Source organism: Bradyrhizobium canariense (assembly GCF_900105125.1).
In the GTDB taxonomy this organism is placed as follows: Bacteria; Pseudomonadota; Alphaproteobacteria; order Rhizobiales; family Xanthobacteraceae; genus Bradyrhizobium; species Bradyrhizobium canariense_A.
This window is the reverse complement of the sequence record NZ_LT629750.1, coordinates 2,962,683-2,988,249: the sequence shown is the minus strand read 5'-3', so window position 1 is coordinate 2,988,249 and position 25,567 is coordinate 2,962,683. Positions and strand designations below refer to the sequence as shown.

The window sequence follows — 25,567 nt, the reverse complement described above, 5'->3', positions numbered from 1 at the left end:
CCGCGCCTATTTAAGCGTCACAGCCACAGGATTTGCTTGCGGTATTCGAGGTCGGTCAGCAGCGGAGCGGCAGGGCCCTGATGAAACACGGCGCCGCGTTCCAGCGCGAACACACGGTCGGCCAGCGCCAGCACCAGATCGAGATTATGCTCGACGATCACAATGGAAACGTGCCGTCGCAACTGGTCGAATACCCTGAACAGCTCGAGCACCACGGCCGGCGCGAGACCCTCGAACGGTTCGTCCAGCAGCAGCAGTTTTACGTTGCCGGACATGGCGCGCGCCACGGCCACCATTTGCTGCTCGCCACCGGACAGGTAATCCGCGGCGACATTCATGCGTTCTTTCAGGCGAGGAAAATATTCGAAGATTTTCTCCTCACTCCACACCACGCCATGGCTGCCGTCGGTGTTGCGCGCCAGCCGGCCGAGCGAGAGGTTTTCCCGCACCGTCATGCCGGCAAACAGGCCTCGCCCCTGCGGCACATAGCCGATTCCTCGCCGCGCGATGTCGGGCGCCGGCAGCCTGGCGATGTCACTGCCGGCATACTCGATTTTGCCGGACGCCAGCGGAACGAGTCCCGCCAGCGTTTTCAACAATGTCGATTTGCCGGCGCCGTTACGGCCGAGCAGGGCGACGATTTCGCCTTCGCGCACATCCAATGTTGCGTCATGAAGGATATGGCTTTTACCGTAGAAGGTGTTGACGCCTTCGAAACGCAGCAGTCGTGCGGCGTCCTGTTGAGCATCATCGGTGCGGTGGTGCACGACCTCGGGAATGCCGGTGCCGGTATAAATCTCCTGCACGCGCCGGTCCGCGCGCACCGCGTCGGGCGTATCCGTCATCAAGACTTCGCCCTGATTCATCACGGTGACCTGATGCGAAAAGCCAAGCACGCGATCGATGTCATGCTCGACGATCAGCACCGGAATGTTTGCGGCGATGTTCTTGACCAGGTTAGAGACCCGTTCGCGTTCCGCTGCCGCAAGGCCCGCCAGCGGCTCATCGAGCAGCAGCACCTGGGGTTTCGAACCCAGCGCAATTCCCAGATCCACCAGGCGCTGGCCGCCGTAGGATAGCTCGCCGCCCTCGATTTCCTCGATTCCCTCCAGGCCGAGGAATTTCACCAGCTCTGCCGTTTCGGCGTGAATGTCGCTATAGCTGTCGATATCGCGCCAAAGGTTGAAGCGCATGGCATGCCGCGCCTGCAGCGAAAGACGCAGATTTTCGTAGATCGAAAGACCGCGAAACAGATTGGTGATCTGGAATGAGCGCGCGAGCCCGCTGTGGCAGATGAGGTTTGAGGGCACGCCTTGAATCTCGCGGCCGTTGAGACGAATGGTGCCGGTGTCTGCCGGATACAGTCCTGATATCAGGTTGAACAGCGTGGTCTTCCCGGCGCCGTTCGGGCCAATCAAGGCGTGAATCTCGCCGGCCCTGATTTGAAGGCCTGCATTGGATACCGCACGAATGCCGCCGAAGCTTTTCGAAACGCCGTCGACCTCCAGCACTTTCCCCGTGCGGCTCCGAGGCATCAGGAAATCCGGCAGCGGCAGCCCTTCATAGATCCTGCGCTTGCTCATCGCCGCGCTCTCTTCCGGCGCCGGCCGCCATCGTCGGCTGATCGTATCCCAAATCCCGATCAGGCCGCCGGGCGAATACAGCACGAAGGCGATAAAGATCAGCCCGAACCACAGCAGCCAGTTCGGCGTCCAGATCGAAAATAATTCCCGGAACAGAATAAAGCACAGCGCGCCGAGCGCCGGTCCCAGCATATTGCGCATGCCGCCGATGACGACGATCGCCAACAGCTCGCCGGAAAATGCGACCGAAACCGCTTCCGCGGAAACGAGGTAATTCTGGAACGCAACCAACCCGCCGGCGAAGCCTGTTACCACCGCCGAGATCACGAAGACGCCGAGCTTGTAGCGCTCGACCGGGTAACCCTGGAAGGTGGCGCGCAGCTGGTTCTCACGGATCGCCATCAGGACATGGCCGAACGGCGAACGCACCAGCCGAAGCAGCGCATAAAGCGCTCCGAGAGAGAGCAGTGCGACGACGATGTAATAATTGAGGGCGTTGTCGAGGCTGAACGGTCCGATGCTGCCGCGCTTCAAGCCGCCCAACCCGTCTTCGCCGCCCGTCACATTGCTCCAGCGGAACGCGGTCGTGTAGGTGAGCGCCACAAGCGCCAGCGTCAACAGCGAGAAATAAACGCCCCGACGCCGCAAGATCACGACGCCTACGATCGCCGAGAGCACCGCGACCACAATGGTCGACAACAGCAATGGCAGCCAGATTTCGCCGCCGAACCAGTGCAACTGGATCAGGCCCGCGGCATAGGCGCCAATTCCGAACCAGGTGCCGTGGCCGAACGAGACCAGCCCAGTATAGCCGACGCAGAGATTGAGTGCCATGGCGGCGACCGCGAGCGCCACTACCATGGTTCCGGTGTTCAGCGAGAGGCCGAGCGCCTGCAAGGCAAAAGGCAGCACGATCAGTGCGAGGCCCGCCAACAATAGGGGCTGATATTTTTCGGCGCGCGACGTGGTCATTCGAACTTCTCGATGCGCTCGCCAAGCAACCCGCGCGGGCGCACCAGCAGCACCACAAACATCAATACGTAGATCGATGCTTCGCCGGCGGCCGGCGCGAAATGAATGGTGATACCGCGCACGACACCCACCAGCAACGCGGCGATCACGACGCCCCAGAAGCTGCCGAGGCCGCCGATCACCACCACGACAAAGGCGACGGTAATGATCTCGGCTCCCATGGCCGGATGCACGATCGTGATCGGAGCAAAGAACGCGCCGCCAAGCGCCGCCATGCCGACGCCCAGCATCACGATCACGGTCATATAGGGTTGCAACCGGATGCCGAGGGCGGCAACCATGTCGGGCCGCTGGATGCCGGCGCGCACGACGCGGCCGAACGCGGTCTTGTGCAGCAAAAGCCAGATCCCGATCAGGACCGCCGCGACCACCGCAAGGATGAGCAGACGGTACCGCGAAAACAGGAAATCGCCGACGATGACCGAACCGCGAAACACCGGCGGTATCGAGGCCGACAAAGGGGCCGAGCCCCAGACGATGCGGATCACCTGCTCGGTGACCATCGCGAGACCGAAGGTGACCAGCAGGCTCAGGATCGGATCCGCCGTGTAGAAACAGCGCAACAAATATCGTTCAAACAGAATGCCGAGCATGGCGACAGCGACCGGCGACAGCACCACCGCCGGGCCAAAGCCGAGATATTTTGTGATTTCGACGGACAGATAAGCGCCGAGTGCGTAAAACGCGCCGTGCGCCAGGTTCACCACGCCGCCGACGCTAAAGATCAGCGACAGTCCGAGTGCGATCAAGAGATAATAGCCTCCGAGCACGAGGCCATTCACCACCTGTTCCAGCAAGAACTCGAACTGCATTCGCTATCCCGGAGGCATTGATGGCGGCATCGGCGGCAACTGGGCTGGTGGCTTTACTGCCGCGCGCGCCCCGAGCCGATGGCCGCGGCGACCGGTGTGGGCGGCTACATCGAGCAGGGGTTCTGCTCTTTCGTCAGCGCAATGGATTCAAGCGACTCGTTCGGTCCGGGAATCGCCGCGCCGAGTTCGAGCGTGTCCCACTGATCCTTGGCCTGACCCTTGGGTTTGACCGTGAAAGGGTAGGCCTCCTGCATCAGCTGGTGATCCCAGTTCCTGAAATAACCCTTGCGCGCCTTCAGGATATCGAACTGCGTTTCCTTCTCGAAATAAGCGATCAGCTTTTCCGTGTCGGTCGATTTGGTCTTGTTCATGGCCTGCGCCATCATCTTCAGCGAGATGTATTCGATCCAGGCATGGTTCTCGGGCGGCTTGCCGTTCTTCTTGATGAAGTTGGCCACGAACGTCTTGGAAGCCGGGACATCCGAGGTGTGATACCAGACCGTCGGCCAGGTGCCGCTGAGGTTACCGTCGCCGGCGGCCCAGGCGTCGGCGGTGTTGAGATTGAAGCCGACGATCGGGTAGGGCAGGCCGAATTCGGCGTATTGCTTGATCAGATTGGTGACCTGGTTGCCGGCGAGGTTGGAGCAGACCACGTCCGGTTTCGACTGGCGGATCTTCAGGAGATAGGGGCTGAAGTCGGTAACATCGGTCGCGACCAGTTCGTCGCCGATCAGCTTGCCGCCATTGGCATCGAAGAACGACTTGGCGGCGCGGGCGAGATCATGGCCGAAGATGTAGTCGGCGGTCAGCGTGTAGAACTTTTTGTCCTTCATCATGTTGTCGCGCACCAGCGCCTTGCCGACGGCGTTGACCATCACCGTGCTCGGGATATCGACGTGGAAAGTGTATCTGTTGCAGTTCTTGCCGCGCAGCGCATCCGAGCGCGCGCCGATTTGCATGAACAGCCGCTTGTTGCGGTCGGCCACCTGCATGATGGTCAGCGCCGAGGCTGAATTGATTTCGCCCATCAGCACCGCGACGCCGTCCTGATCCAGCATGCGCTGCGCCTTGCTCGCGGCGGTGGCGGGATTGACGGAATCTTCCGACGTGACGTCGATCTGCCGGCCCATGACGCCGCCGGACTGGTTGATCTCTTCCTCCGCCATGCGAATGCCGAGCTGGGCGTAGGCGCCGAGCGCGCCAAGAAAGCCGGTCAGCGGCGTCAGGTGACCGATTTTGACCTTTTCGGTCTGGCCGCTGACGATCGACGGAAATCCGATGGCTGAAGCACCGGCAAACGCAGCGCCTGCCTTCAATAGCGTTCGTCGGCTGTAGCGGGTCATCGTTGGTCTCCTCCCAAGGGCCGGCAGCGATGTCCCCCTTCAATTCCGTTCATGCGAGAATGTGAGAGACGTTTTTCTATTGTTGGATAATCTTTCAGGAGGCGGTGGCGGCTGTCAACGCCAAATGCACCGTGCCTCAAGAGGATTTCGTCATACCTTTGGCGCCAAACTCGACGGACAGGCGATTTGCCGCGGCGCGTACGATCTTGGCGTGGCCTTGCAGCGCCTGGTTGGACAGGCGCCAGATCGGGCCGGAGATGCCAAGCGCTCCGATGACTTGCCCGGTGAAATCCATCACCGGTACTGCGATGCAACGGACTTCCGGATTGAACTCGCCATCGTCGAACGCAATGCCGCTGCGTTTGATTTCGGCAATTTCCCGCAACAGGACCGGGACGTCGGTGATCGATTTCGTGGTCGACGGCTTCATCTCGACGCGCTCCAGAAAGCGTTGCAATTGATCGGGTCGAAGCGAAGCGAGGATGATCTTGCCGAGCGCGGTGCAGTGCGCCGGCCGCACCACACCGACGCGGTCGGTGAGCTGAAATGCGCCGGGGCCGCTGGTGCGGGCGATGACGACGACGGCATCGCCCATGCGAACCGCAAAATGGCCGCTTTCGCTGGTTTTTCGCGACAAATCTTCCAGTACCGGCGTGGCGACATTGACCATTTCGATTTCGTCGAGCGCGCCTGCGGCCAGTGCAAACAGCGGCCGGCCGACGCGGTAGCGCTTGGAATCCTTTTCCTGGCGCAGATAGCCCAGCGACACCATCGTCTTGGCGAGATGGAACGTGGTGGAATTGTGCAAGCCCACCAGCTTGCTCAATTCCGCGAGCCCAATCCCTTCGCGGTGCCGCGCGACCTCTTCAAGGATCGCGAAAGCGCGGCCAAGCGACTGGACCCCGACCCGCTGCCGGTCGTCGGCATCGTCATCGATATCGCCCTGCGGGGGTTGGACCAGTTTCGCGATCGCCGCCTTGCGCAGGCTGGCCGGCTTCTCACTGCTCTTTTGTTTGGTACGGGTTCTCACAGGTCAAACCTCCACGCGATGGCGCCGAACTGTATCAGCCCGTCCAAACGATTGAACAGCACCACGACCGCGTCGCCAATCGCGATTTCCGAGGATACCACGATATCAATTGACGTACAGCATTATGAGAAATAGGGTCGCCCACCTTATAAGACGGCGGAATTTAAGCCGCCGCCAGGCTGGCAGGGAGAGTGATCAGATGTCGCGCAACATGCTCAACGGCGCCCAGGTCATCGTCGATTATCTGATCCAGGAAAAAGTGCCTCAGGTGTTCGGCCTGTGCGGTCACGGCAACATCCAGTTCATCGACGCGCTGTACGAGCGTTCCGACGACATCAAGACCATCTCGGTGCACCACGAAAGCGTCGCCGGCTTCATGGCGGACGTCTACTATCGCGTCTCGGGACGGCCGACCGCGACCTTTACGTCGTGCGGGCCCGGTTCGGCGAACCTGCCGATCTCGCTCGGTAACGCCTATCTCGACTCGGTACCGTTCATGGCGGTGACCGGCAACGTGCCAACCAGTCAGTTCAATCGCGGCGCGTTCCAGGAATTGTATCGGCACTATCAGGCCGACTTTCCCTCGACGGTGCGCTCCTATTGCAAAAAGGTGTTCCAGCCGACGCGCGGCGAGATGGTGCCGCTCGCAGTCCGGCAAGCCTGGAAAACCATGACGACGGGCCGTCCGGGCCCGGTGGTGTTGGATGTTCCCTTTGACGTGTTTGTGGAATCGGCCGCCGAGGAAGCGCCGAACGCCAAAAGCTGGAATGGTAACATCTCCAGCCGCTGCGGTGCCGATCCGGAAGGGATCGTCAAGGCGGTAGATATGCTGCTCGGAGCCGAGCGGCCGGTGATGATCGTAGGCCAGGGCGTGCGTTACGGCGGTGCGGCGGAAGAACTGCTCAAATTGGCCGAACGTCTGCAAATTCCGGTCGCAGCGTCCGCGAGCGGGCTTGGCGCGATCGATTGTAATCATCCGCTCGCGCTCGGTCTCGTCGCGCGCGCCGGCCATTATCAGGCCAATCACGCGACACGGCAGGCCGACGTGCTGCTGGCGATGGGGATGCGTTTCGACGATCGTACCTCGAGTTCGTGGATCCCGGGTTATTCCTTCACCATTCCGCCGACGAAACTTATTCACGTCGATATCGATCCCGAAGAAATCGGCCGTAATTATCCGGTGGCGCTCGGCCTGATGGCTGATGTGCGTACCTTCCTGCGTCAAATTCATGCCGAGCTTGATCGGCGCGCCGACCTCACCAAACGCGCCGATGCCCGCAAAAAGTGGCTGGCGCAGATCGACACCTATCGCAAGGAATGGGACAAATTCGTCGCTCCCGGATTTTCCGCCGACACCACGCCGATCAATCCGCAGCGCGCCGCGCTGGAGATCGACAAGGCGCTGCCTGAGGACGCGATTCTCGTCAGCGACATTGGCGTGCATCACAATTGGCTGTTGAGCTTTTGCAAGCCGAAGCGGCCGGACTCGTTGATCGGCTCGATGGGCTTTGGCCCGATGGGCTTTGGGGTTGCCGGTGTGATGGGGGCGAAGTTCGCGGCGCCCGACCGGCCGTGCGTCTCGGTGTGCGGCGACGGCGCGTTCTTCATGCATGCCAATGTGCTGGGAACGGCGGTGGAATATAATCTGCCCGTGGTCTGGGTGGTCTGGAACAACTACGCCTATGCCTCGATCCGCGGTTTGCAACGCGGTTATCTCGGTGGCCGGGAGCTTGCGACCGACTTCCATCATCCCGGCACCGGCGAACGCTACAATCCGGATTTCGCCGCGATGGCGCGTTCCTGTGGTGTGGAAGGCGTGCGGGTTGACCGCGCCGGCGATCTCGGCGAGGCCATTCGGAGGGGGATCGCCGCCAACAAACCGTATCTGATCGACGTCGATATTGCCGCCGATATCAATCCGAGCGGCGCCGGAGTTTGGGAGCTGCCGGGACTTGGGCAAAGCAAGGCGGGGATCGGCGTGCGCTATGAGCCGACGTGATCGTGTCGGTCAGGTCATCCGCAAAAGGTTTGAAATCAGGAGGACAGCACCATGCTCGCAGGCAAGAAGGTCGTGGTCATCGGCGGCTCTTCCGGTATCGGTCTCTCGACAGCCGAACTGGCAAAACGCGAAGGCGCTGAGGTTTTTATTGCCTCCCGGAACGCAGACTGCCTGAGCGCGGTTGCCGGCAAGTTGGGTGTCAAGGCGATCCCTGCTGACGTCACCAGCGATGAGAGCATCGCCAGCCTTTTTCGCAGTTGCGGTCCAGTCGATCATGTCGTGGTGACTGCTGCGCAGCTCCGCACCGGTCCGTTCAAGACCGTGGCGATGGAGGATGTTCGCGCCACGATGGAAAGCAAGTTTTGGGGCGCCTGGCGCGTGGCGCGATCGGCGGAAATCCGTGCCGGCGGTTCGCTCACGCTGGTCTCCGGTTATCTGAGCATCCGTCCGCGGCCGAACTCCGCGATCGTGGGCGCCGCCAACGGCGCGCTTGAGTCGCTCGCCCGCAGCCTCGCGCTCGAGCTTGCGCCGGTGCGAGTCAACGCGGTTTCGCCTGGAATCATCGACACCCCGATCCGCGCCGCGATGCCGGAACAGGCGCGCCGCGATATGCTCGCCAAGACCGCCGCTGCTTTGCCGGTCGGCCGCGTCGGCACCGGTGAAGATATCGCGCGGCAGATCCTTGCTTTCATGACCATCGGCTTTGCGACGGGATCGATCGTCTATCTCGATGGGGGAGCCCTCATTACCTGATATTCGGAGCCTGGCTGTGGTCCTGCATGAATCCTGATCTTCAAAAACTGGTTATCGTCGGGCACGGAGCGGCCGGCCTTGCTGCGGCGGTTGCGGCGGCCGAGCAGGCGCGCAGTCTCGGCTCGCGCGCCGACATTACCTTGCTTGAAAAATCGCGCGAAGACGAAGCGGGCGGAAACACCCGCTGGAGTCCGTCCTACATGCGGATGGCCGCACCCGATCGGCTCGCGCCGGAGTTTGAAGAAGATATGCGCCGGGCATCCGGCGTATTGGCCGATCGAGGTTATTTTCGAACGCTTGCGAATAATGCCGCGGTGACGATCGGATGGCTACAAGCCCATGGCGTCGAATTTGATACGCCGGTCTATTATCTCAGTGCCGGGCCGCCGCGTATCCAGCCCATTGGAGGCGGCCGAGCCATCGTCGAAAAGCTTTCCGATGCGGCGAGAAAGGCAGGGGTGAAGTTTCTCTACGAATCTCCGGTCAATCGGCTAGTGGCCAAAAGCGATGGCGTCGGTGGCGTGGAGGTCGGATCCAGCGACGGCGCCAACACAACGCTCGAGGCCGATGCCGTCGTTCTCGCCTCCGGTGGATTTCAGGGCAATGTCACAATGATGCGCAAGCATTTCGGGCCGGCGGCCGAAACCCTCAAACTCATCTCGCCCGGCACGCGCTTCGACACCGGCGATGGGATACGCATGGCCATGGAGCTGGGTGCGGCTGTTTCGGGCGACTGGAACGGCATGCACATCGAGCCCATCGATCCGCGCAGCCGTCAATCCGCACCGGTCATGCTGGTCTACCCTTACGGTATCGTGGTCGATCAGGATGGACGACGTTTCTTCGACGAAGGCGGTGGGCTCGTGCACGAGACCTGGGAAGCATTCGCCCGAGACATTCACTTCGCGCGGTCGAGGCACATCGCATACGCGATCCTGGATAGCCGCCTCTACGATATTTCCGGCTTCGAGCGCGCGATCAGGTCGGACATGCCGCCCTACCAAGCCGAGACGATCGAAGCTCTGGCGGCGCTGATCGATATTCCCGCTCGCAATCTGACGGACACGATCGAGACGTTCAATGCCGCGGCGACCGGCGATGCTGCCCGCTTCGACGCCACGCGTTGCGACGGGCTGGCCGCGGACAGCGGGCTCGATCCGCCGAAATCGAACTGGGCGCGCGCGATTACAAGGCCGCCCTTTCTTGCTTATCCTGTGGTCGGCGCCATCGCCTATACGTTCGGCGGACTCGCCACCAATGTGAAGGCCGAAGTTCTGAGCGAGCGCGGACCAATTCCCGGTCTCTACGCGGCAGGGGAAACCACCGGGCACTTTTATCAGACGGCGCCGAACGCGGTCTCGGTACTGCGGTCGCTTGTTTTCGGAAGGATCGCAGGAAGACAGGCTATCGATTTCCTGCAGAGCCGGATCAGACAGGCGCGAATGTAAGGAGAGAAAAAATGGCTTCAGAAAACAGCGGCGCCTTCATTCGCAACATTGCCGAAGTGCCCTGGCGTGAATTTCCCAATCATTTTGGCGGCGCACTGTCGAAACCGCTGGTGATGCCGGAGACGGCGGGCTCGCGACATCTGGATTACCGGATTTCGATGTATCAGCCGATGGCGCATGTCGCGCGTCACGAGCACCAGGTTCAGGAGCAAATCTATCACGTGCTCGAGGGTGAAGGACTGATGGAGATCGCGGGCAAGAGCCATGTGGTGCGCAAGCACGACTTTATTTTCTTGCCGCCCGGGGTTGAGCATGCGATTTCGAATTCGGGTCTGGTCGATCTGGTGTTCCTCGTGATTACCTCGCCGGTGACGGACGACGAGAAACCTGTCTGATCGTTAGCTGGCAGCCCCGGTCGCTTCTTCGAAGCGATCGGCAAGGGCGCCAGCCTGTAGTTGCGATATCGCTTGACCATCCGATGGTTGAGAAAAAACCGTCCGGGCCGGGCTAGATCTTCGGAAGGTTTTTCCCTCTTCCGGGCCGGCAAGCATAGCAACATTGCTATTTCAAGGATGGGCTTGCCGTGGAATGCGAGCCAGCCAACATCAAATGGTGCTACCGGATCCCTCGGAGATTGCCATGGGCCTTCAACAGTCAAAAATCGAATCGCTGCCATTCGTAACAGCGGAACTCAATTATCTCGCGCCAACAGCGGGCAAGCCGCGGACCTACGCTTTCGATCCGCCGCCGGGCGAACCCAAAACGACGGCGCTACCCGAGTCCCACGCGGTTCCGATTTTCGATGCGCGCCTGATCGCCGGAAGCCTTTCGCTGGACCGCGAGGGTTTTGCGCTGGTCCGGCATCCGACCGCGGTCAGGAACTTCCACGACGAGAAAGAGATCAAGAACATCTACTATCCCGCGGCGGAAGCATTCATCAAGGCAACGCTGAAGGCGGATCGCGTCTTTATCTTTGACCACACCGTCCGCAAGCGGGTGGAAGGCTCGGCGGACGTTCGCGGCGCCGGCCCACGACAACCGGCAACGCGCGTTCATGTCGATCAGACGGATATATCGGGTCGAAACCGCGTTCGCGAACATCTGCCTGACGAGGCGGACGAACTTCTGAAAGGACGCGTGCAGGTTATCAATCTGTGGCGGCCAATACGAGGTCCATTACGCGACGCGCCTTTGGCGATGTGCGATGGTCAAACGGTTGAACCCGGCGATCTCATTGCGTCCGACCTGATCTATCCTAATCGGAGTGGCGAAACCTATTCGGTCAAATTCAACCCGAATCATCGCTGGTTCTACATTCCTGAAATGACCGTCGACGAAGCGCTGCTGCTGAAGTGCTACGATTCCGCAACCGATGGCCGGACCCGTTTTGGACCGCACACGGCTTTCATCGATCCGACGACTCCAGCCGACGCGCTACCCCGCGAGAGCATCGAGCTCCGGGTGCTGGTATTCCACAAGCAGTGATGCAGATTGAGGATTCAATTCATCAGGGCGCTCGGCCATGATCGGGCCGGGCGATCGCGGGCATGAAGCGAAGCAACGGTGTGTCAGTCGCGCATGCGTGCAATCGTTCCAGCGACGATCTGCATCACCACGCCAACCACCCATCCCAGCATGATCAGGATGGTCCAATAGATCTCGGGATCTGTACGGAGCACAATCACCCCGACCGACATAAAAGCCGTCAACGCCGCGAGAAATGTGCCCGCGGCACTCAGGAACTCCGCAGAGTCAATGTTTCCGGCCGAGCCCTGCTCGGAAGACTCCTCATGCGGATGAAATGGCAGCGGGGGCGTATCAATCCCCAGGTAAAACCCGATGGCGCCGCCGGCCATCATCAGGAGTATGAAGGCCTGAGACGTCAGCGCCGCGATACTCGATCCTACGTGAGCGCCTACAAACAGCCCGCTTGCCGCGCCGGCCATGGCAAGCCCAATGCGTTCCAGAAAGTGAGCGAATTTCCTGACACGGGATCGCATGGTCGCAACCACAGATCGTTAAGGCACCAAGCTAGAGCATTTTGCCAGTGCGCGAAAGACATACTGGCGCACAGTGCTTCAAGGGGTCACACCCCGTATCGGTTTTCGGTTCGTGTGCTTCGCGTTCGGCAAGTATTGATGCCCGCGGAGAATTCAACTCCGCAGCGCCGCGAGCAACTCGTCGGGGCGTTCGGCCATGATCATGTGGCCGGCGCCAGCCAGGACCACGGTGCGTGAGTTGGCAACGGCTGCTGCCAGGGTTTTTCCCGCTTTCGCGGGTGTCATCATGTCGCGTTCGCCGAGGATGAAGGTGGTCGGCACCGCGATCTGCGCGGCCGCGGAAAGCGCGTTTTGATAGGAATTGCAGGCCGAGAGATCGCTGAACAATACGCCGGGCCGACAATGCTGCAGGACGGATTGTGCCCCACCGTGCATCCACAATCCCGGCGCAAGGCTTCCGCCCAATTCAGCTTTGAAGCCCAGTCCCCAGATCGACACCATGTCGATGGCGGCGTGGTCGTTGGCCTCGGCCGCCTTGAGCAGGTCGGGGCCGACCGTCATGGTGGCAGCGGTGCCGATCAGGCTGAGCGCGGATACTTTTGCCGGATGCCGCGCCGCCGTCTCAAGCGCGATCAGCGAGCCCATGGAATGCCCGACCAGATGCGCCTTGTCCGCTCCGGCTGAATCGAGCAGCGCGGCGGTCCAGTCGGCCATTTCAGCGATGCTGCCGAGACCGGGCCCCGGCGAGCGGCCATGCCCCGGCAGATCCGGCGCCAGCACGGAGAAGCCGTGATGCGCGAACCACCGGCTGTGCAGCGCCCAGGCGGAATGATCGAAGCCTGCGCCGTGCAACAGAACCACTGCCGGCAAGGCGCGATCAAACTCGCGGCCGCCGGTCGCGACGAATGCCTCATGGCCGTTGACGGACAATTTCATGATTTATGCCTTCTGGGATGCGCGGAGCGCCTGTCCGAGATCGTCGATGATATCCTGAGCCGCTTCGATACCGACCGATAGCCGGACCAGCTCCTCGCCGATACCCGCGTCCTGAAGCTGCGCGGCATCCATCTGCTGATGCGTGGTGCTGGCGGGGTGAATGACCAGGGTTTTGGCGTCGCCGACATTGGCCAGATGGCTGATCATCCGAAGCGTCTCGATGAATTTGCGGCCAGCCGCTCGGCCGCCCTTGATGCCAAAACTGACGATGGAGCCAGCGCCCCGCGGCAGCAGCCGTTTGGCCAATTCGTGATCCGGATGACTTTCAAGAGAGGGATGAAGAACCCAATCAACGGCTTTGTTAGTCTTGAGGAAATCGAGCACCAGCAGCGTGTTCTGCATATGCCGGTCCATGCGGACGCCCAAGGTCTCGATACCCTGCAAGAGTTGAAACGCATTGGTCGGCGACAGACATGCGCCGAAGTCGCGAAGTCCCTCGGTTCGCGCGCGCATGATGAAGGCGGCCTGACCGAACTGCTCGTCAAAGATGATGCCATGGTAGCCGGCATAGGGCTCGGTCAGGACAGGGAATTTGCCGGAGGCGTGCCAGTCGAAACGGCCGCCATCGACGATGACGCCGCCGATCGCGATGCCATGGCCGCCGAGCCATTTGGTAGCCGAGTTCATGACAATATCGGCGCCAAGCTCGATCGGGCGGCTCAAATAGGGCGTGGCGAATGTGTTGTCGATCAGAAGCGGAATCTTTGCCGCATGCGCGATGTCCGCGACCTCAGGAATATCCAGCACTTCCAGGCCGGGATTGCCGATGGTTTCCCCGATCACGAGACGGGTGTTTGATGTGATGGCCGAGCGGAAGGCGTCGAGGTCGCGCGGCTTGACGAAGGTCGTGGTTATTCCGAAGCGGGGCAGGGTGTGCGCGAGCAGGTTGATGGTGCCGCCGTAAAGCGACGACGAAGCAACGATATGGTTGCCGGCATTGAGAAGTGTGGCGATGGCGAGATGCATCGCGGCCATTCCGCTTGCGGTACAGATCGCGCCGACCCCGCCCTCGAGCGCGGCCAGCCGCTCCTCAAGCACGGCGGTCGTGGGGTTGGAAATGCGCGTGTAGATGTGCCCGGCCCGCTCCAGATTGAACAGCGCCGCGGCGTGCTCGGAATCCTGAAAGACATAGGAAGTTGTTTGATAGATCGGCACCGCACGTGCACCGGTGACGGGATCGGGATGCTGGCCTGCATGCAGGCTCAAGGTCTCAAAAGCGGGAGGCTTTGGTGCGGGCATTCTGGACTCGCAAAATCAAACTGAAAGATCATGAAACGTCTGCGTTTTGCCACAAAACCGCGAGCGGCGTTAGTCACTAACCGCGGCTTTTTGCGGCGCCGGGCGGACGCTTATAAGCGATCCCGGGTCAAATTGAGCCGCATGCTGAAAACCGCTCCCCGCGGGTCGCCGTTGGTGACGGCGATCGACCCGTTATGGGCATCAACGATCCGGCGCACGATGGCAAGGCCAAGTCCCGCGCCGCCGGAGCGCCGGCGATCCTTCCGCCAAAACCGTTGAAAAATCAGTTCGCGTTCGGCGGGCGGCACGCCGGGCCCTTCGTCGCTCACGAGCACGCTGCCGTCTCTGCCGACATTGACTTCCACCGTTGTCCCGGGAGGCGTGTGATGGAGGGCATTCTCGACAAGGTTTCGAATGGCGCGACGAATCATTTCCGCATTGCCTCTTACCCATACCGGCTCGGCGGCGGCCATCAGCGCCACGCTTCGATTTTGCCGGAGAGCGAGCGGCGCCATGGCTTGAACGACTTCGCTGCCAACCGAAGCCAAGTCAGTCTGTTCGGATTGGGTGACGACGACAGCGTCGAGCTCGGCCACTTCAAGCAGCTGATTGATGATCCGACTCATGGAATCGATGTCGTCGTGCAGTTTTTGCCTGAGCTTCGTATCGGTGATGGTCTCGAGGCGCGCACGCAGGATGGCAAGCGGCGTCCGCAGCTCATGGGCCGCGTCGGCGGTGAATTCCCGCTGCACGCGAAATCCGCGCTCGAGCCGGTCGAGCGCCTGATTGACCGCCTCGACCAGCGGGCGAATTTCGCTCGGGATATTCGCCGTTGGAATACGGACGTCGGTACGCATCGGTCCGATATTCCGGGCATCCTGCGAAGCCTGGATCAGAGGCCTGACGGCGCGGCGGAAAATGATGATATCGGCGGTCAAGAGCAGAAGAAGAATCGGAAACGTAATCCACCCGACGCGCTTGAAGAAGTTGGCGACGATGTCGTCGGTCAGCACGTCGCGGTGAGAGAGGTCCTCGCCGACCTGGATGACGACCGGATGGCCGCCGATGTTCTCGGGAACACTGGCCCCGGAAATGACCTTGTCTCCGTGCTCCACCTCGCGGATCTCGGACGAGGAAGCGGCACTGTCTAACGGAAAGACCGGCGCGACGTTTCCTCCGGAAGAAAACAAAACCTTCCCGTCCGGCTCGAGTACAGCGTAAAAATATCGGCCATAGGCTTCGGAAAATTGAGCCTTTAATGCCGGCGTAAGATCCAAAGCCATCTGTCCGCCGGGCGAGATTGAGAGAACGCGCGCAATGGTATTTGCCTGCTCCTCCGCGGCCCGCTGATGCAGGCGGCCGGTTTCCCGGTTGAGCAGCCAGAATAGCACGAGCGGCATGAACACCGCGGTAAGCGCAATGGCGATGATGTGCAGGAAAACGATTCGTGAGGCAGTCGATCTAAACCTGCGCACTGCCTGTTTCCTCGGCGATCATATAGCCCACGCCCCGGATCGTATGAATCTGCAATCGCGCACGGCACTCCGTGAGATGTTTGCGCAGGCGCGATACATAGACTTCGACGGCGTTGGAGGCGATATCGCTGGACATCCCGAATATCTGATCTTCGACGGCCTTCTTGGTCACGACACGGCCTTGTCTGCGCATCAGCAACTCGAGCACGGCGGATTCGCGGGCGGAAAAAAATTCGGGCCGGCTGTCGACGAAAATCTGGCGGCTTTCGGTATCAAACACCAGATTGGCAATCGACAGCGAGCGGCCGAGCAGCTCACCAGGCCTGCGCATCAGCGCCTGCAGCCGCGCAACCAGCTCCTCGAGTGCAAAGGGCTTGACGAGATAATCGTCTGCGCCCGCGCGTAGCCCCTGAACCCGGTCATCGACACTGCCGCGCGCGGTGAGGACGAGAACCGGGAGCGGATCCCGGTCCCGGCGCAATTCCTTCAGCACAGTCATCCCGTCTTCATCGGGCAGCCCAAGATCGAGGATCAGGGCGGAATAGCGGATGCTGCCGAGCGCTAGGCGCGCGTCCGCCGCCGTTTCGACGACGTCGGCGGCAAATCCCTGCGCTGCAAGGCCGGCGGTCAAGAGCCGGGCAAGTTCCGCGTTGTCTTCGACGAGAAGAAGTCTCATGAGGCCACCGGTCAATTTTGCAGTGTTTTCAGCGCTTGATCCCGTGGTTAGTCAATGCGGACTGGAGAAGAAATTCCGCGCTGTAAGGTTGGTGTAAGCAAACGCCGGCGTGGGGTGTCTGTGCCGCTGCTCAAGCCCGCTCGAACCGGGTTATCCGGAGGCCCCGGCAAGCTCCAAAGCTTGCGGCCGCGTAAGTTCGGTGTAAGCCGTCTTGGCTAGAAAGCGCCTGTGATGGAATGGCGTCCCGATCTCGGTCGTCTCCCGTTTTAGCATCTTTCAATTTTCCCGGGTTACGAGAGACTAAGCGTGGCGCCATTGATGAGGCAGGTCTGGGTGACGGATATCCCTCGACCGTCCGGAGGCGATATCATCGTTGTGAAATTGCCAGAGGGTGGTGCATCCTCGCGCTGGCTTGCGCAACGCGTCGTCAATGCGATCCGGGCAAAGATTTCACTCGCGGAACTCGACCGGGACGTTGTGGTCGTGAATGGCGGTTCGGGCGATCCGCCGCTCGTGTTCGGTACGGATCCGGCCGCGGAGCGTTATCTGGCCGCTCTCTTGACGGAAATCGACGACTATCCGTGGCGAGCGATGCAACTAGCCTGGTGAGCGGCCTTCACGAGACGCGGCCATGGGCGGTCTTGATCCTCGAAAGTAACCCCTACCAGATGACGATCGTGGTGATTACGGCCAAGGGCAAAATGGCAAGCCCGAGATAGAACCATGTTCTGTAAGCGCCTTGGTCTTTGGGCGCGATAAAGAGATGCGTCGCAAGCCAGAAGCAGACGGAAAGTCCGAGCGCCAGCCGGATAAGATCGCCGGGTGTTTCATAGATCGACCAGAAGCGCTCGCTCTGGGGGCTCGCGACGCGCGCGGTCATGACAATCAAAATAATAATAAACAGCGCGCGCAGGATTTTTCCCGCCACGCGCATCCGGCCCGAGGGCAAAGGGCTCGGCGTATCTTCGGGGGCGGAATGTCGGTGTTCGATTCCCGAGGTCATGGACAGAGGCTACGCCCAACGTCAATTCACGGGCGCAATAAATATGCATATGCCTGACAATATGTCACTTGACTTGACTATGAAGACTCAACGTCCGGCCCATCGATTACAACGAGAATCAAATTTAGTTCCGCCGGGTGATCGCTGTAAGCTCGGCGTAAGCATCGGATGGTAGTCCGAAGTACTAGCGCAACTATGATCTCGTCGTGATTTCGAGAGCTCATCAACTTGCGAGCTGACGTTGCGCTCAGGGGTTTACTCGTCATGACTGCCTCGGTTCTCCTCCCGAAAGGGAGGCCCTCGAAAATCGTTCTCATGGTTACGCTCTGCACCGTAGCCGGTGCGGTTCTGTTTGGCGCGAGATCGCTGCTGGGTTCGACAACGAGCTCTGCTGTCGAAGAACCACGAAACAGAACCCGCTCATCGGCTCAAGGCAGCGATGCCGAAGCAATGCAATCTGTCGAACTGACCGAAAAGCAACTGGGCGCGCTGAAAACAGCACCGGCGGAACTTCGCAGCTTCGAGACGCTCAAGACCGCGGTCGGCACGATCGACTTCAACCAAAACATGACCGTGCAGGTCTTCTCGCAATATTCGGGAAAAATAGTGCACGCCTTCTCCAATCTCGGCGACACCGTCAAGAAGGGAGATATCCTGTTCACGGTCGACAGTCCGGACCTGTTGCAGGCGGAATCGACCCTGCTTGCGAGCAGCGGCATGCTTCAATTGCAGACGCGGACGCTTGCGCGCGCCACTCAATTGCTCAAGGCCGGCGGCAGCGCCCAGAAGGACGTCGATCAGGCAACGTCGGATCAGCAGACCGCGGAAGGCAATTTCAAGGCGGCAAAAGACGCCGTTCGTATCTTTGGCAAGACCGATGCAGAGATCGACCAGATTCTGGCGCAGCGAAAGGTCGATTCGACGCTTTACGTTCCGAGTCCCATCAGCGGTACGGTGATCGCGCGCAACGCGGCCGAGGGTTTTCTGACCCAGCCCGGTTCCGCGCCGCCGCCCTATTCGGTGGCCGACCTGTCCACCATGTGGATGATCGCCAACGTGATCGAGACCGATGCGCCGTCTTATCGTGTCGGCCAGGCGGTCCAGGTTCGTGTCCCGGCTTACCCGGACAAGGTGTTCGAGGGACACGTCACCACGGTCGGCTCGATGATCGATCCGAATACCCATCGTCAGCTGGTCCGCTCCGAGATCGCCGATCCTGACCACCTGTTGCGTGCGGGAATGTTCGCAAGCTTTCTCATTCGTCTGACGGATCCGGTCCAATCCGCTGCGGTACCGGTCGATTCCGTGGTGCGTGAAGGCGACGGCACCATGACGATCTGGGTGACGACCGATCGGCACCGGTTCACCAAGCGAACCGTCACCATCGGAATCCAGCAGCAGAATGGCTGGAGCCAGGTGCTTGCGGGACTGCAGGCAAACGAGCTGGTCGTGACCGACGGCGCGGTTTTCCTCAGCAACAAGCTGTTGCTGGGCGTCGACGGTTGACGGGCTCAGAGTGCAGGCGTGATAAAATCCGTTCTTGAGTTTGCGCTGACGCGAAGTGCGATCATTGTCCTGGGCATTGCAGTGTTCTGCGCCGCGGGGATTTTCGCGTTTACGCGGCTGAACATCGAAGCCTACCCCAATCCGGCTCCGGTTATCCTCGAGATCACGGCACAGGCGGCCGGGCTTTCCGCCGAGGAAATGGAGAAATACTACACCGTGCCGATGGAGGTCGGACTTTATCCGACGCCCGGCGTCGCCAACATTCGCTCGACGTCGTTTTACGGACTGTCTTTCGTCCGGGTGACCTTCAAATACGGCATCGATTATTACTTCGCGCTGACGCAGGCATCGATCAGCCTGCAGCAGAACGTCACCCTGCCGGGCAATCTGGTGCCGACGATTCAACAGTCAAGCCTGGTCGGCGAGATCTACCGCTACCAGGTGACGGGTCCGCCCCATTTCGGCCTGACCAATCTCCGCACCCTGCAGGACTATGTCATCACGCGGCGCCTGCTCACCATCCCCGGCGTCGTGCAGATCAACAGTTGGGGCGGGACGACAAAACAGTTCAGCGTCGATGCCAATACGCAAAAGCTCGAAGCCTACAACATCACCGTGCCCCAGCTGATCACCGCGCTTGGAAACGCAAATATCAATGTCGGCGGCCGCGAGATCACGATCGGCCAGCAGTCGGTCAACATTCGCGGCATCGGATTGATCGACAGCGGCGGCGCCGATGACGTGACGCAGGGTTACCACGTTTCCGACATCGAAAATATCGTGCTGACCCAGTCCGGCGGCCTTCCCATTCAGATCAAGGACGTCGCCAAGGTTTCGATCGGATACGTGCCGCGGCTCGGAATCGCCGGCCGCGACAGCGAGGACGATGTAGCGACCGCCATCGTGGTGATGGGACGAACGCAGCACACCAACGACATCATTCCGCTGGTCGAAGCCGAGGTACAAAAACTGAACACCGACGGCAGCCTCCCGGCGGGTGTCAAGATCGTTCCCTATTACGATCGCAGCTCGCTGGTCGGCGTTACCACGCATACGGTGCTGCACAATCTGGTGTTCGGCTGCCTGCTCGTGTTCCTGATCCAGTGGATTTTCCTCGGCGATCTCCGGAGCGCCATCATCGTCGGGGTCAATATCCCGTTCGCACTGTTCTTCGCCATCATCATCCTCGTGTTGCGGGGAGAAGATGCCAACCTGCTTTCGCTGGGCGCGGTGGATTTCGGCATCATCGTCGATTCCGCCGTGATCATGATGGAGAACATCTACCGGAATTTCCAATCGGCGCCCGAACTCCGTCAATCGCTTCTTGAACGGCTCACGAAGGGGTATTGGGGACCGGATCCCACCACGCGCGTGGCGGCCGACGATGCCACCGGCCATCCCTGGCCGCAGCGGCTTCGATTGATTTTCCTCAGCGCCCTCCAGGTCGATAAGGCCGTTTTCTTTACCGCGGCGATTACGGTCACAGCCTTCGTTCCGCTGTTTACGATGCAGGGCGTTGAAGGGCAGATTTTCGGGCCGATGGCGCGAACCTATGGCTACGCGCTCGCCGGCGCGCTGATTGCCACCTTCACGGTGACGCCGGTTCTTGCCGCGCTGGTGCTGCCGAAAGAGATCGAGGAAACCGAAACGATCATCGTGCGCAAGCTGCGGGCATTGTACACGCCCGTGCTGAAATGGGCGCTGGCACGGGTAAAGTTCGCGGTCATCATCGGCGGCGTTTTCCTTGTGATCAGTGTCGTTGCTGCTTCCCGTCTCGGAAGCGAATTCCTGCCGGCGCTGGAGGAGGGTAATTTCTGGATCAGGGCTTCCATGCCGCCGACGATTTCGCTGGATGCGGGCACGGTTGCGACCGCGAAGATGCGTGAAATCCTGTTGCGCCATCCCGAAGTCATCACCGTCGTCTCCCAGCACGGGCGCCCCGACAACGGCAGCGACGCTTCGCCGTTTTCCAATGTCGAATTATTTGCGCCCTTGAAGCCCTTCGATGAGTGGCCAGCCAATGTCACCAAGGAATCCCTGACCGCGGAACTGCAAAAGGAGTTCAACGACGAGTTGCCGGGGATTGGTTTCAATTTCTCGCAGTACATTCAAGACAATGTCGAGGAGGCGCTGTCAGGAGTGAAGGGCGCCAACTCCGTCAAGATCGTCGGGCCTAATCTGCAAACCCTGGAAAAGCTCGCGGATCAGGTCTTGGTCGAGATGAGCCAGGTGCAGGGCGTGACCGATCTCGGCATTTTCAGATTGCTCGGCCAGCCCAATCTCAACATCCGGGTCGACCGGGAGAAGGCAGCGCGCTACGGCCTCAACACCGGTGACGTCAACAGCGTTGTTCAAGCCGCGCTCGGCGGCACGACAGCGACGACGGTCCTCGAAGGCGATCGGCAATTCAGCGTGGCGGTGCGCCTCGATCCGAAATTCCGTGAGAGCATCGATGCTGTCCGCACGGTCCAGGTCGCCTATCAAACTCCCTCGGGGACCAATGCCTATATCCCCTTGAGCGAGCTGGCGGACATTTCGCTCGACACCGGCGCCTCCTTTATCTACCGCGAGCGCAGCCAGCGCTATATTCCCGTCAAATTCAGCGTTCGCGGCCGCGACCTCGGCAGCACCGTTGCCGAGGCGCAGGAACGTATCGCAAAAAACGTGAAACTGCCGAATGGGTACCAGATCCTCTGGGCGGGCGAATTTGAAGACCTTCAGAATGCCAAGCAGCGGCTGCTCATTGTCGTTCCCATCACCCTGCTGTTGATCCTTGTCCTGCTCTACGGGTTGTTCAATTCGCTGCGCGACAGTCTGCTGGCCGTTGCCGGAATCCCGTTCGCGATCGGCGGCGGTCTGATCGCACTGTATCTTGCGGGCCTCGATTTCAGCGTGTCCGCCGCCATCGGTTTCATCTCGTTGTTCGGCGTTGCGGTGATGGACGGAATACTCAACATCACCTATTTCCGTGAGCTTCGCGCGTCCGGTCTCGATGTCGGCGAGGCGGTTTTCCGCGGTGCCGAGCAGCGAATGCGGCCGATGCTGATGACGGCATTGTCCGCCGGCGTCGGCCTGTTTCCCGCCGCGATCTCACACGGCATCGGCAGCCAGGTGCAACGGCCTTTGGCGACGGTCGTTGTCGGTGGCATGTTCATTGGGCCGGTGCTGCTGCTTCTCGTGGCGCCTGCGCTGCGCAAGATATTTCTCTCGCGGGAGGCCGAACCGGTCACGATCGATAAAGAGGCCAGCGCGGCGGCCGCTCATGATGCGAGCGCGCCATGAAGCAAGCGGCCGGCAGAATAAGGAGAGCGCGGACCCGGTATCTTGTTCCAGCCGCGCTACAAGTGGCAATCGCATTGTCGGCGGCGAGCTGTGCCGTGGGACCGAATTTCGTCCGGCCCGCCGCGCCTGACGTTGCTGGCTACGTGCCGGGAAAACTCCAGTCGCCGACCTCGGAGCGAAGTGGCCCTCGGGTGGCCGCTCAGCATTTCGTCACCGGCGAAGACATTTCAGCCAGGTGGTGGGCGGCATTCAAGTCCAAGCCGCTCAACGATCTCATAAAAGACTCGGTCGACCACAATCCAAATCTGCAGGCTGCCGAGGCAGCAATCAAGGTGGCTCAATTCAATGCGCAGGCGCAGCGCGGCTTGTTCTATCCCCAGCTCACGGGTAATTCGACATCAGCGGATTATCTGATTTCCAATCCGGGCCAGGTGCCCCCCATTCCGACGCCGGGGCCACAGTCCCAATACACGCTGGTGACCAACCAGCTGACCGTGACTTTCGTGCCGGATATCTGGGGCGCCAACCTGCGAGCCGTCCAGAATCTGGATGCGGTGACCGAGCAGCAATTGTTTCAGCTCGAAGCCGCCTATCTCAGCCTCACAAGCAACGTCGTGACCGCGGCGATCCAGGAGGCGTCGCTGCGCGGCCAACTCGAGGCGACCAAGCGCATCATTGCGATAGAACGCAACCTTCTCGGTATTCTGAAGCGCCAGTTCGATGCCGGTCAGGTGGCACAGGCCGATGTCCTCGCACAGGATGCGGCGCTCGCCCAGGCCGAGCAGTTGCTGCCGCCGCTCGAGAAACAACTTGCACAACAGCGCGATTTGCTGACGGCGCTTGCCGGACGGTTATCGGCCGACGAAATTGCACAAAAGTTCGAGCTCGCTTATCTCAAATTGCCCGCCAATCTCCCGGTCAGCCTGCCGAGCACGCTCGTGAACCAGCGGCCCGATGTCAGGGCGGCAGAAGCCAATATGCATTCGGCGAGTGCTCAGGTCGGGGTGGCTATCGCCGCGAGACTTCCGAATATCGAGCTATCGGCCAATGGCGGATCTACGGCCTACAATATTGCGCAGAGTTTTGCGCCCGGTACCGGATTTTACACGCTGGTCGCGAGTACAACCGCCCCGATCTTCGATGGCTTCACGCTCTATAACAAACAGAAAGCGGCTGAGGCCGCGCTCGAACAGGCTGAGGCACAATATCGCTCAACCGTCATCGCCGCGTTCCAGAATGTCGCCGATGCACTGCGCGCGGTACAAACCGATGCCAGAGCGGCGCAGGCTTCAGTGCGGGCGGAAGTGACCGCCAAGGCAAGCCTTGATATTGTCCAGAAGCAGCTCGACGCCGGTCAGGTCAACCAGCTCGCCGTGTTGAACGCGCAACAGACCTATCTGACGGCGTCATTGTCGCGCGTGCAGGCCGAAGCCAATCGTCTCGCCGATACGGCCGCATTGTTCATGGCATTGGGCGGAGGCTGGCCGGCTTCATGCTCAACCCCCGTATGGCGGCAATGCGCGATGGGAGAGGAGCCGGTTGTGGCTTCAAGCGACCAACATCAACCGCAATAAGCGCATATCGGACAAGCCGTGGCGAAGGCAAGGCGTACCGACGTTACTGTATGATCCACCTGGATTGGTTTTGTTCTTTTCGCCGCCCTTGACCTGCGAGGCCAAGAAGGGGATCGCGGCCCTCCAGCTTCAGCAGCTCATCTTTTGCTTCGAGCCCAGCGGCAAAGCCGGTCAGCTTGCCGCTGGTGCCGAGGACGCGATGGCACGGCGCAATGATCGCGATCGGATTCCTGCCGTTCGCCGCGCCGACCGCCCGCGATGCATCGGGCCTGCCGATCTGTTTGGCGATTTCGCCATAGCTGCGCGTTTCGCCGAACGGAATCGTGAGCAACGCTGCCCAGACACTTTTCTGGAAATCAGTCCCTTTGAAATCCAGGGGTACGGTGAATTTCTTCAGTTTGCCGTTGAAGTAGGCCTTCAGCTGCCTCTCGGTCTCCTTCAGGAACCCGTTGTCCGGATCCGGCTCCAGCGGGCTGAGACGGACGCGCCGAGGATCGTCGTTCTCCCACAGGACCGCGGCCAAGCCCTTGTCGCTGGCAATCAGTTTGAGCCTGCCGAGCGGCGAGTCGATCATCTTGTAGAAATAAGTCATCTGGTATTTTCCTTTGGTTCATCCCGCCCGTCGGCGGCTATTCCCAAGGCTTGGCTTCGGATTTCCCTCGGTCTGGCGCGGGCGTTGCCGTTTCGAAAAGTCGAACAGGGAAGGCGTGTCGTTCACATAGGCGTTCTCGATCGCGAGCATGCGCAACTTCGTCGATCGGCCGCCGGGAGCTGAAAATCCGCCCGGCTTGCCGCCGGCGGCGAGCACGCGGTGGCAGGGCACAACGATCGCAAAGGGGTTATGCCCCAAGGCCTGACCGACATCCCGCGCCAATTCGAGGCCGCCAAGGCGTTTCGCAATATCCCCATAGGTGAGGGTTGATCCGGGCGGGATGCTGCGGGCAATCTCATAAACGCGGCGGTCGAAATCCGGCACCCGCGCCATATCAAGGTCGATACCGGAGAGGTCAACGGCTTCGCCGTTCATCAGGGACGTGATGGCATCGATGGCAAGGCGTATATGAGGCGGTGGCGCAGCCTCTTCGAGATCGCCGCACTTGTTGCGCAGATGCGCGCGCATTTTATCGTCGCTGGCAAAGGGAAGACGCACCGCCAGCACGCCGATATCGTTCCATGCGATGCCGCATCGCCCGATCGCGGTGTCGAACAGGGCATATTTTTGCGTTGCACTCTGTGACATGGCATTTCGACCTTCTGACAATTGCCGATTGCTTGCCGTGTAATCTGGACATCGCGACGACGTTTCGCCACCCGAAAACCGATCAGTAACGGTTCGTACGGCGCAGATGGACGGCCAGACACACTTTCAGGATTTTCGAACGCTCCGGCGCTTCGGCGGGGCTTTGGCTTTCAAGGCCTGGATGTATTCGGCCAGCACGACCGCATGGTTCACCTTGGCGTCGTGTGCGGCGTACAGCAACGTCGCTTTGCCGGGTTTCGCCAGCTTCCGAAATTCCGGAAGAGAAGGATTTGACTTCAGTTCGAGGCGGTACCGGCGCCTGAACTCGTCGAACCGGTCCTCGCGATGATCGAACCATTTGCGAAGCTCGGGGGAGGGCGCAATGTCCTTGCACCAATAGTCGAGCGCTGCCGCTTCCTTCGTGAGTCCGCGCGGCCAGAGACGGTCCACCAATATTCTGACGCCGTCCTCCGGAGAAGGGCGTTCATAGACGCGCTTGATGTGAAGCGTTGGCATGAGGGTGCCTCCTGATGAGCCGGCAAATCAAGGTTTCTTGTCCGCGTTCTTCCGGATAAA

22 protein-coding genes are annotated in these 25,567 nt (G+C 60.6%); 9 read left to right on the top strand and 13 right to left on the bottom strand.

What is annotated here, in order from left to right:
- Window positions 1-17 precede the first annotated feature (17 nt).
- From BLV09_RS14205 to BLV09_RS14190, 4 genes are all read right to left on the bottom strand, one after another.
- The gene (locus BLV09_RS14205; protein WP_146687771.1) at window positions 18-2,555 is read right to left on the bottom strand and encodes a branched-chain amino acid ABC transporter ATP-binding protein/permease; all 2,538 of its coding nucleotides are present in this window, start codon (window positions 2,553-2,555) and stop codon (window positions 18-20) included.
- A complete protein-coding gene (locus BLV09_RS14200) occupies window positions 2,552-3,427 on the bottom strand; it encodes a branched-chain amino acid ABC transporter permease (protein ID WP_146687770.1) in 876 nt (291 codons plus the stop codon). The genes BLV09_RS14205 and BLV09_RS14200 overlap by 4 nt, the downstream gene beginning before the upstream one ends.
- A gap of 104 nt (window positions 3,428-3,531) precedes the next feature.
- Window positions 3,532-4,770 carry an ABC transporter substrate-binding protein gene (locus tag BLV09_RS14195; protein WP_146687769.1) on the bottom strand — a complete coding sequence of 413 codons (1,239 nt, stop codon included), beginning with the start codon at window positions 4,768-4,770 and terminating at the stop codon, window positions 3,532-3,534.
- Between the two features lie 136 nt (window positions 4,771-4,906).
- On the bottom strand, window positions 4,907-5,800 hold the full coding sequence (locus BLV09_RS14190) for an IclR family transcriptional regulator (protein ID WP_146687768.1): 894 nt from the start codon (window positions 5,798-5,800) through the stop codon (window positions 4,907-4,909).
- A 199-nt stretch (window positions 5,801-5,999) separates the two neighbouring features.
- Between BLV09_RS14190 and BLV09_RS14185 the strand changes: the two genes are divergently transcribed.
- From BLV09_RS14185 to BLV09_RS14165, 5 genes are all read left to right on the top strand, one after another.
- Window positions 6,000-7,799: a thiamine pyrophosphate-binding protein gene (locus BLV09_RS14185; RefSeq protein WP_146687767.1), complete on the top strand. Its 1,800-nt coding sequence runs from the start codon at window positions 6,000-6,002 to the stop codon at window positions 7,797-7,799.
- 51 nt (window positions 7,800-7,850) lie between these two features.
- Window positions 7,851-8,552, top strand: coding sequence for an SDR family oxidoreductase (locus tag BLV09_RS14180; RefSeq protein WP_146687766.1), 702 nt, complete (start codon window positions 7,851-7,853; stop codon window positions 8,550-8,552).
- A 26-nt stretch (window positions 8,553-8,578) separates the two neighbouring features.
- Window positions 8,579-10,000 carry an FAD-binding protein gene (locus BLV09_RS14175; protein WP_146687765.1) on the top strand — a complete coding sequence of 474 codons (1,422 nt, stop codon included), beginning with the start codon at window positions 8,579-8,581 and terminating at the stop codon, window positions 9,998-10,000.
- 11 nt (window positions 10,001-10,011) lie between these two features.
- Window positions 10,012-10,395 carry a cupin domain-containing protein gene (locus BLV09_RS14170; RefSeq protein ID WP_146687764.1) on the top strand — a complete coding sequence of 128 codons (384 nt, stop codon included), beginning with the start codon at window positions 10,012-10,014 and terminating at the stop codon, window positions 10,393-10,395.
- Window positions 10,396-10,639: 244 nt separating this feature from the next.
- Window positions 10,640-11,485 (top strand): CmcJ/NvfI family oxidoreductase, encoded by an 846-nt coding sequence (locus BLV09_RS14165; protein WP_146687763.1) that lies wholly within the window; start codon window positions 10,640-10,642, stop codon window positions 11,483-11,485.
- Window positions 11,486-11,568: 83 nt separating this feature from the next.
- On the opposite strand, the gene BLV09_RS14160 is transcribed toward BLV09_RS14165, so the two are convergent.
- From BLV09_RS14160 to BLV09_RS14140, 5 genes are all read right to left on the bottom strand, one after another.
- Window positions 11,569-12,000: a hypothetical protein gene (locus tag BLV09_RS14160; RefSeq protein ID WP_146687762.1), complete on the bottom strand. Its 432-nt coding sequence runs from the start codon at window positions 11,998-12,000 to the stop codon at window positions 11,569-11,571.
- 153 nt (window positions 12,001-12,153) lie between these two features.
- Complete coding sequence (locus BLV09_RS14155; protein ID WP_146687761.1) at window positions 12,154-12,936, bottom strand: alpha/beta fold hydrolase; 783 nt, start codon at window positions 12,934-12,936, stop codon at window positions 12,154-12,156.
- A 3-nt stretch (window positions 12,937-12,939) separates the two neighbouring features.
- Window positions 12,940-14,235: an O-acetylhomoserine aminocarboxypropyltransferase gene (locus tag BLV09_RS14150; protein ID WP_146687760.1), complete on the bottom strand. Its 1,296-nt coding sequence runs from the start codon at window positions 14,233-14,235 to the stop codon at window positions 12,940-12,942.
- A gap of 110 nt (window positions 14,236-14,345) precedes the next feature.
- Window positions 14,346-15,710 (bottom strand): sensor histidine kinase, encoded by a 1,365-nt coding sequence (locus BLV09_RS14145; RefSeq protein ID WP_146687759.1) that lies wholly within the window; start codon window positions 15,708-15,710, stop codon window positions 14,346-14,348.
- Window positions 15,697-16,386 carry a response regulator gene (locus tag BLV09_RS14140; RefSeq protein WP_100380474.1) on the bottom strand — a complete coding sequence of 230 codons (690 nt, stop codon included), beginning with the start codon at window positions 16,384-16,386 and terminating at the stop codon, window positions 15,697-15,699. Before BLV09_RS14140 ends, BLV09_RS14145 begins: the two co-directional genes overlap by 14 nt.
- A 318-nt stretch (window positions 16,387-16,704) precedes the next feature.
- Between BLV09_RS14140 and BLV09_RS14135 the strand changes: the two genes are divergently transcribed.
- Complete coding sequence (locus BLV09_RS14135) at window positions 16,705-16,995, top strand: hypothetical protein (RefSeq protein ID WP_146687758.1); 291 nt, start codon at window positions 16,705-16,707, stop codon at window positions 16,993-16,995.
- Between the two features lie 52 nt (window positions 16,996-17,047).
- Here BLV09_RS14135 and BLV09_RS14130 read toward each other — a convergent pair whose 3' ends face one another.
- Window positions 17,048-17,320, bottom strand: a complete 273-nt coding sequence (locus tag BLV09_RS14130) for a hypothetical protein (RefSeq protein ID WP_100380475.1) — start codon at window positions 17,318-17,320, stop codon at window positions 17,048-17,050.
- Window positions 17,321-17,839: 519 nt separating this feature from the next.
- Between BLV09_RS14130 and BLV09_RS14125 the strand changes: the two genes are divergently transcribed.
- From BLV09_RS14125 to BLV09_RS14115, 3 genes are read left to right on the top strand one after another with little or no spacing between them, the layout of a single operon-like run.
- A complete protein-coding gene (locus tag BLV09_RS14125) occupies window positions 17,840-18,895 on the top strand; it encodes an efflux RND transporter periplasmic adaptor subunit (RefSeq protein ID WP_244549082.1) in 1,056 nt (351 codons plus the stop codon).
- 18 nt (window positions 18,896-18,913) lie between these two features.
- Window positions 18,914-22,177, top strand: coding sequence for an efflux RND transporter permease subunit (locus BLV09_RS14120; RefSeq protein ID WP_146687756.1), 3,264 nt, complete (start codon window positions 18,914-18,916; stop codon window positions 22,175-22,177).
- Window positions 22,174-23,751, top strand: a complete 1,578-nt coding sequence (locus tag BLV09_RS14115) for an efflux transporter outer membrane subunit (RefSeq protein ID WP_146687755.1) — start codon at window positions 22,174-22,176, stop codon at window positions 23,749-23,751. Before BLV09_RS14120 ends, BLV09_RS14115 begins: the two co-directional genes overlap by 4 nt.
- A 43-nt stretch (window positions 23,752-23,794) precedes the next feature.
- Here BLV09_RS14115 and BLV09_RS14110 read toward each other — a convergent pair whose 3' ends face one another.
- From BLV09_RS14110 to BLV09_RS14100, 3 genes are all read right to left on the bottom strand, one after another.
- On the bottom strand, window positions 23,795-24,325 hold the full coding sequence (locus BLV09_RS14110) for a methylated-DNA--[protein]-cysteine S-methyltransferase (protein ID WP_197685045.1): 531 nt from the start codon (window positions 24,323-24,325) through the stop codon (window positions 23,795-23,797).
- A 36-nt stretch (window positions 24,326-24,361) separates the two neighbouring features.
- Window positions 24,362-24,991 (bottom strand): methylated-DNA--[protein]-cysteine S-methyltransferase, encoded by a 630-nt coding sequence (locus BLV09_RS14105; protein WP_146687753.1) that lies wholly within the window; start codon window positions 24,989-24,991, stop codon window positions 24,362-24,364.
- Between the two features lie 126 nt (window positions 24,992-25,117).
- Window positions 25,118-25,507, bottom strand: coding sequence for a DUF488 domain-containing protein (locus BLV09_RS14100; RefSeq protein WP_100380481.1), 390 nt, complete (start codon window positions 25,505-25,507; stop codon window positions 25,118-25,120).
- Window positions 25,508-25,567 lie beyond the last annotated feature (60 nt).